At 32.6% G+C, this 7,581-nt stretch carries 6 protein-coding genes and 1 pseudogene; 3 read left to right on the top strand and 4 right to left on the bottom strand.

What is annotated here, in order from left to right:
- Positions 1-127: 127 nt before the first annotated feature.
- Positions 128-406: pseudogene (locus FGK85_RS14015) on the top strand (DUF3427 domain-containing protein); the annotation flags it as partial.
- Here the strand turns inward: FGK85_RS14015 and FGK85_RS14010 are convergent.
- Positions 402-785, bottom strand: coding sequence for a (deoxy)nucleoside triphosphate pyrophosphohydrolase (locus FGK85_RS14010; RefSeq protein WP_138207650.1), 384 nt, complete (start codon positions 783-785; stop codon positions 402-404). The pseudogene FGK85_RS14015 and the gene FGK85_RS14010 overlap by 5 nt on opposite strands.
- Before the next feature lie 87 nt (positions 786-872).
- The gene (locus FGK85_RS14005) at positions 873-1,727 is read right to left on the bottom strand and encodes an AAA family ATPase (RefSeq protein ID WP_138207652.1); all 855 of its coding nucleotides are present in this window, start codon (positions 1,725-1,727) and stop codon (positions 873-875) included.
- A gap of 881 nt (positions 1,728-2,608) precedes the next feature.
- Here FGK85_RS14005 and FGK85_RS14000 point away from each other — a divergent pair.
- Positions 2,609-3,124, top strand: coding sequence for a helix-turn-helix domain-containing protein (locus tag FGK85_RS14000; protein WP_138207648.1), 516 nt, complete (start codon positions 2,609-2,611; stop codon positions 3,122-3,124).
- Positions 3,125-3,446: 322 nt separating this feature from the next.
- On the opposite strand, the gene FGK85_RS13995 is transcribed toward FGK85_RS14000, so the two are convergent.
- Entirely contained in the window at positions 3,447-6,293 is a 2,847-nt protein-coding gene (locus FGK85_RS13995; protein ID WP_138207646.1) for a DUF4268 domain-containing protein, read from the bottom strand.
- A 4-nt stretch (positions 6,294-6,297) separates the two neighbouring features.
- Complete coding sequence (locus FGK85_RS13990; RefSeq protein WP_243122894.1) at positions 6,298-6,813, bottom strand: hypothetical protein; 516 nt, start codon at positions 6,811-6,813, stop codon at positions 6,298-6,300.
- A gap of 248 nt (positions 6,814-7,061) precedes the next feature.
- On the opposite strand from FGK85_RS13990, the gene FGK85_RS13985 reads away from it, so the two are divergent.
- Positions 7,062-7,581, top strand: a 520-nt coding sequence (locus FGK85_RS13985) for a transposase (RefSeq protein ID WP_138207223.1), incomplete at its 3' end; no start/stop codon positions are given.

Here is a 7,581-nt window from a genome sequence, read left to right as displayed (position 1 = left end):
TTAAATATTCCTCCCAAGCATCATTATCTAATTTTTTATACATAAGTAAACCTCCCATTGATAATCTTTTACTTAAGTTTATCAATGAGAGGGTATGTTTTCTAGATACTTAATTTTTGACGCTTACGAAGTACCTCTTAATATTGGAGGTTACAAATTTAATCAAAAAACAAAAACCTATCCCGTTTTTATAAATTACAAAAAATCTCAGGATGTTGTAGATTCAATAAATTACGAAGATAGATTTCAATCCTCTTCTCAATTAATTGCACTATCAAAATCAGGAAGAACCGAAAATTCCGATGATGTTGTACAAGCATATAATGCTGAAAAAGATGGAGTTGAAATGAGTTTATTTGTTAGAAAGAATAAAGATGATAAAATATCAAAAGAATTTTATTTTATATTTCCTTAAGTTTTTCAATGACTAATAAATCCGCTGGTACCCAAGGAAGCTTGTCTATTTCCTCTAAGGTTATCCATTTAGCATCATTATGGGCGTTTAAATGCAATTCACCACCACATACATTGCATATAAAACAATGCATTGTAAGATGAAAACTTGAATAATCATAATAGACAGTAGTTAAATATTTATTTATACAGATATCTAACTCTAGTTCCTCTTTAATTTCACGCTGAAGAGCTTCTTCCTCCGTTTCTCCATTTTCTATTTTCCCACCTGGAAATTCCCAAAGGTTCTCAAATTCACCATAACCACGACGGGTAACAAATATTTTATCATGATTTTTTATAATCGCTGCCACTACTTCTATCTTCTTCATATGTATCTCCCCCCCAAATTTAAAATAATCAAATTTTTCCTTTGTATTATAGCACTGTAAGTAATTTGGTACAAGTGCCGGCCAACATCAAAACTCGCTTTCATATCTTTTGAAAAATTCATAATATGTACGCACATTTTCTAATTCTGTCCACTTTTTTACATCAACTGGATCTTCATCAAGATCATATATTTTTGCTCCGTGCATAGCAAGTAGAAATGGTGAATGCGTGGATATAATAAATTGGCAGCCTAAAAATCGTGCAGAGTCCTCAATAAATTTCATTAATTCCATCTGACGTTTTGGAGAAAGACTATTTTCAGGCTCATCCAGTATATATAATCCATTTCCATCAATTTTTTCAATAAAATATCGAAATGCACTTTCTCCATTTGAATATTCCCTCACATTATCCATCAATTCATTTCTCACAAACCGTGACTGTGTTTTACTTCTAGCTGTATTTACTTTTTTTAGTTGCTCGTAATCTGCTATAGACTTCATTTGGAAATGAGAATATTTCGCATCCAAATATTCTTCAAAAAGTTTTTCCCGTTTTTGGTCAATCCCTTCGTTGAGGTTACGTATATTCAACATATAATCAAATACATCATCACTTGTTATAATCCTACTATTTTTAGGAATATCCTCTTCAATCTCCATATCACACATATTGACATAGTCCTGATAGAAATTAGATTTATTATAGACAGCCTGTCGAGTGATTCCTATTTTTTCTGCTATCACATTTAATGCCGTTGATTTTCCTGAACCATTTCCACCATATAAAATGGTAACTGGCTCAAAATCAATTCTTTCAAAACCATGTTTTGATAATATTTTAAATGGATAAAACGAATCGTAACACATCCTTTTCTCCTGTATTAAAAAATCAAATTCCATACCATCATTTGGAAACATAAAAGCATTTAAATAAACCATTATCATCTTCCTTATCATAAAATTATATAAATATCTTCGCATCATAATCTGTTTCATTATCTATTTCTAATAAAATATCAACTGTTGGCTAACACTCAAACCTTCAACTGCACTAATTTTGTTCCATTTATTATTCCCCCAAATTTCTCCTACTCTTAAAATTATCTACCTAAATTTTTTACTTGTTATTTCTATAATAAACTTACAGAACATATTCCATACCATATAGTTCTGCTAACTACTCTTCATATTGTTCTGCAATAAATTATTCTGCAATAAGCGTGGTTTATCCTGCTTTTAATATCCTATGACTTTCACTAAAAACAAATAATTCCTTATTAAAATCTTTTTCTTTAGGAATATTTCAGATTAGCTGGGCGCACTCTCATGGTATTCTATCTTTGTCGCATCTAATACGACATTCTCCTTATTATGCAATACGACATCTGCGTTCTCCATAATAAATACAAGTAAATAAATAAAAATTTAAGCATATTTATACTAATTTCTAATCACTAATTTTTAAATAATTACTACTACAATTAACTACCACCAGGGAAATCAAATGTAACAATTCACCCTAGGAAGTAAAAATATAAAAATTTTACTTGTACTTAGGTGCAACAAATAAATTCTTTAACTCTACTCTAGAATAAAAATGCAGAGGTTTTTATTGTGCCAATCCTATAAAAATTTCTAAAATTTAAGTGGAATTTTATTCAAAAGTGCATATCTAGTTATTAGAAGGACAAGCCTTAAACTTACACTTAACGTCCCTAGGTTGTAACCCATGTTATGAAACATTTAAAACTCTAAAAAGTATAACCTATGTCATGTAGCATGCCACTTAAGCTTTAATAAAATAACTGGAGGTACTGAATATGAACTTTATATCGATTGATTCCGAAATTTTAAATACTAATATAGATGGACAGGCTTTAAAACTATACTGTCTATTAGAAAGCTACTGTTATGGAGATAAAAATGATTGTTTTCCATCTCAAAACACTCTAGCTGCTAGAATGCATAAAAGCATAAGAACAATACAAAGATACCTAAAAACTCTAAAAGATCTAGGCCTTGTTATAATAAAAAGACGTGGCTCTACTAGTAATCTATACATATTGCCAAAGAAGCTTAATAAAAAAGTGCAAGAAACTGCTCAAAAGGTACAAGAAAAATGCACCGCTGTTAAAGCTGCATTGAAAACTAAAAAAAGTGCTGATTCTAATAAAATCACCACTAGCAATGATAACTATAAAAACCACAAAAACTACAAAAAAAGCTATAAATCCAATACCTTCAACGACTATACTCAAAGGACATATGATTTTAATAAGCTCGAGCAGGCATTGTTAGGGAATGCTTGTTATGAGTATGATGAGGTTTTGAAATAGATTGAATTATTAGTAAAATTTACACTCCTGGGGTAAACCAAAAAAAGGCTGAAGTGAAACGGAAGACTTTTTCTGGTTGCTAACCACTTGTTGCAATAGCGGCTAACTATGTTCCAACTTCTAATCCCAGGAATTTATCGTCCTTTCCAAATTGCACGATTTCGTGGCTAACAGTTTCAGCAATTTGCTTATGGTCTGATACCTTGTTTGTCTACACTTAACTTATTACATCGCCATAATAAGCCCAAGACTAACTAATGACTGGTTGCTACCTATCTTTTATACTGTATTCTATAATACAGCTTGTAAATTTTGCGAAATATTATTTATCTGGATTATTTTGCTTTTCTAAAATAATTCTTTTTCCAATCAAATCAACTGATGCAACCTTATATCCTGCTGCAAGTATCGTGTTTGGCATTGTATGTGTCGGTGATGGCTGCCAATAAGCAGCATAGGTATATGCAGATTTGCATAACTCTGTTCCAATTATACTTTCTATTTCAGCAAAGGTTAATTCAATCTCCACCTTGTTGGATGATTTCAAATAGTCTTTCAATGTACCAAACTTTTCAGTGCTTTGCTCTTCTTCATCAAGTTCTCCAACCTTGCCAAGAGCGTTACATAATTCATCGAATTTATCAATCATCCATGCAAAGAGTTCTAACTGCTTATTAGGATTAAAAATCTCGCACTCATGCTTATAAACTATTCGCTTTGCAGTACTGCCTTTTTTACTTGAATACCAATCAAACTTTCCACCAAACACAGACTCTATCTCGGACTTCTTCCCCTCTAACCTTGAGAAAGCATTACCATCAAATGCATATATAACAAGTGATAAATACTTACCATAGGTTAATGTGAATTCAAGCATAAAATCCGCATCGGAAACAGGAATATCATACCAATTTTGCGGAGCAGGCTTTCTTAATGCAATATCGTCTGCACGGCCTTCATTATTACAATATTCTACAAAACGTGTCCAGAACTTCATCTGCTGTGTACCAAGTTGGGTGTCTGCATTTACAGTGACCGTTTTTACACCATCTGAAACTCCTGATGTTTCTGGCTCGTCCTTCTCTTCTGGTAAAGGTGATGGTATCTCTCTTCCATCAACAGCAATGGAAACATAAATCAGCTTATTCATTTGCTCATCTGTAAAGCTAAACTGCCAGCGATTCTCCATAAACTCCAGAAGCATTTTGCTACGCTTATGTATTCTTTCAGCTGTCCAGTCTGTTTCTTTTGAAACTTCAATTTCGGAATGGGATCCGTTTTGATATCCTCTTCTTCCAGTAGATTTAGAAGTTTTCTTATCTTCAAAGCTATCATTCTGCAAAGCTGAGTTAATGCTTTGCGATAACGGTAATAAGTTTCCTAACGCACATGACAACAACTCAATTTCCTCATCATCAAACTGTCTGAACTGATTTCTCCAATAATACTTACTTGGTGTCTGTGGAAGAATATGTTCAATAGACACTTTGTCTTTTTCTGTTTTTGTGAACATCTCCCAGCTAACCTTATCAATATTATTTTTCTTTGCTAGTTGAAATTCATATTCGTACAAAAAGTACTTTATAGAGTTCCAATAATAGAAGCCACCCATATTATCAAAATGCTTTTCAATCTTTGTAACAAAGTTAGGTATAGCATATTCGATATTAGCATTGGTAGTTTCGTTAATATCATCAATTAAATCATCAATATCCATTTGTTTCAGATAAATGCTGCGAGTAGCACGATAATATTCACTACTCCTAAAGGTTGCATTAAAATACCCCATTCTGAAGCAAATGAACAAGAATCTTTCGATTGCTGCAAATGCCTCAATTCGCTTTTCTACCTTCAAGTCCCTGCGGCTAATAATTACCATTACAAGAGGTCTGAAATGACCAATACCAATGCGATTCAAACGATCAACCCATACTTTTTCATCTGCCGTCAAATTATTACTCTGCATAGGGAAAAAAGTGTCATACCAGTATTTTGCCATATCTTTTAAGCTGTTAACATAGTTGGAAATCTCGCTTGGCTCTAATTTAGAAATCTCCACTACTTCTGGCTCAATATCATCTTCAGTTTCAATTTCAATTTCAGCATCATACTCAATGTCATCTGAAACCTCTTTTGTTGTATCTCCGACAACTACGGTTTTCTTTTCAAAAATGTTCTTTGCAGAGAACTTATTTAAAAGAAAATGAATGTAGTCATCTCCTTTTCTACGGGAATATGCAAAATAACTAATCCAATGTGCCCTTAAAAATTCATCATCAGAAAGAGGTGTCTTTTCATTTCTACCAAGCTGATAATATACCTCTTTCCATGCATCATTTATTTGCTTTCTAAGGTTTGCTTTATCCATCTCATCGAATTTTTCATCTGAATAAAGCGTGGTCAAATATATCAATCTGTTTTTTAGAAGTTCCAAATTCGTTAGTTTTTTTCCACGATTATTCATCGTTTCAAAGGCCACAAATACATCATAATCATCATCAATCTCATGAATGTTAAACATCAACCTTAATGTCAGTTTGAGATACAGGTTACTTATGCCTTCCAATTTTTCACTTAAATAAAGAGCGGACAAATTCTCTCTAAAGAATGATTTTGCATACTTCAAATTTTTCGTATAATAAGTTTCGTTGACCGTACCAGAATACGGCTCATTAAACACCCTATATCTGAGATAGTCAGCACTAGGGTTATCCACTTCATAACCGAACAGATATGTAGTAATCTGGTTATTTGGAGGTCTATGTTGAGAAATATATTTTGCCACAATATCTTTTAAGGTATCATAGCCAAGAACTATTTCTTCATCCGATTTTTCAGTGTTTTCTTCCAAAGAACGTGTAAACTCAACTATCTCATTTAGGAGAATGATGAATGTAGTAAGACGTTGCTGCCCGTCAACAATATGGCAAGCCTTAAAGCCCTTATCCACCATCCACAAATCGCTGCCCCAGGTTTTGGTTTCACTGGGTTTCAGTGTTTTCAAAGATAACAAACCCGTGTAATGATACCTGCTATCTTGTAAATTTACTAAATCATCCCAAAAGTCAGCAAGTTGCGATTGCTGCCACGCATATCCACGCTGATAGTCCGGTATTCTGAACAATCTATTTTGAAATAATAATGCTATCGGTTGCAATTCATTAGCCATTCCACTACACCTCGTCACTATAAAAACTATTCTTATATTTCATCAGAGTATCTTCAACCTCACTCCAAATGGTTACTGTATCTCCATCATCTTCAAAAACCTTACCATAACTCTTAGGTCCATCAATCTTCATCTGAGAATAATTATTTTTAAAGGTAGGTACATATAATTCCGGCACGTTTTTATCACTGCAAAGATGTTCCATTGCATCAATTGTCGCACGACCCGTGGCAGCAACCGCCTCAAAATATGCTCTGATGATTTTATGATTATACTGTGTTGGTTTCAATGCCCAAACAGGTATACGCTGAATAGCCTTTCCATAATAATCGTTACTTTCATCTGCTGTTTTCCTTGCTGCAGCCTTTGGATTATAATCCTGGGATGCCTTTTCAAATGTCTTAGCAATATACCATCTCATGCAGGTTTCTATCGCATCATTTTCTGCGTCTTTTGTCAGATTCATTGCAATGCAAAACTTTTCGTACACATCTTCATCTATAGAAACAGTTATATTCATATATATCTTTACACCTCCGTACTCTTTTTCTCTGTATCCAGTATAATACTTTTATTAGTATTTGTAAATACTAATAAACTAATTTGTATCCACTAATCACCAATGCACAAAAAACACCTTGCCGAATTATTACCAGCAAACATAAACTTCCAGTTTATGTCACGACCTCTGGCAGGTTGTGCGAAAATCCATAATTTATGGTATAATTTAATATATAAGTATTAAATTTCTATTAAGGGGTTGTTGCAATGAATTATATTTATGGTGATGATAGAAAACAAACAAAAATTGAAATAATGGAAGACTATGTTGATAACGATAGTGAAGTAAGAATTATTGATAAAATAATTGATGTTATGGATATAGAAAGTATGGGTTTCAAAGTTGGAAATAACGATGAAGTGGGACGACCTAAATTCAATCCAAAAGATTTATTGAAATTATACGTTTATGGATATTTTTACGGAATAAGATCATCACGTAAATTAGCAAAGCAATGCCTTATTAATAGGGAAGTTATTTGGTTAATTAAAGGTATTAAACCTAAGTATAGAGTTATTGCAGATTTTAGAAAAGAAAATGTTGAAGCTCTTGAAAATATTTTTAAAAAGTTTTTTAATTACTGTATTGAGCTGGGCTTATATGGTAAAGAACTAATTGTTATAGATGGTACTAAAGTAGAGGCTTCCGCATCTAAGAGAAAAAATTACAGCTTAAATAAGCTATCTAAAATGAAGGAAATAACTCAAAATAAAATTGAAGAATATA

It is taken from the genome of Haloimpatiens lingqiaonensis, from assembly GCF_901447495.1.
GTDB classification, from domain to species: Bacteria; Bacillota; Clostridia; order Clostridiales; family Clostridiaceae; genus Haloimpatiens; species Haloimpatiens lingqiaonensis.
Note: the sequence above shows the minus strand (reverse complement) of the source record. Positions and strands in the feature narration are given on the sequence as shown.

Excerpts from the sequence above, each read along its gene's own strand:
- FGK85_RS14010 (WP_138207650.1), bottom strand. The coding sequence starts at position 785 with ATGAAGAAGATAGAAGTAGTGGCAGCGATTATAAAAAATCATGATAAA.
- FGK85_RS14005 (WP_138207652.1), bottom strand. The coding sequence starts at position 1,727 with ATGGTTTATTTAAATGCTTTTATGTTTCCAAATGATGGTATGGAATTT.
- FGK85_RS14000 (WP_138207648.1), top strand. The coding sequence starts at position 2,609 with ATGAACTTTATATCGATTGATTCCGAAATTTTAAATACTAATATAGAT.
- FGK85_RS13995 (WP_138207646.1), bottom strand. The coding sequence starts at position 6,293 with ATGGCTAATGAATTGCAACCGATAGCATTATTATTTCAAAATAGATTG.
- FGK85_RS13990 (WP_243122894.1), bottom strand. The coding sequence starts at position 6,813 with ATGAATATAACTGTTTCTATAGATGAAGATGTGTACGAAAAGTTTTGC.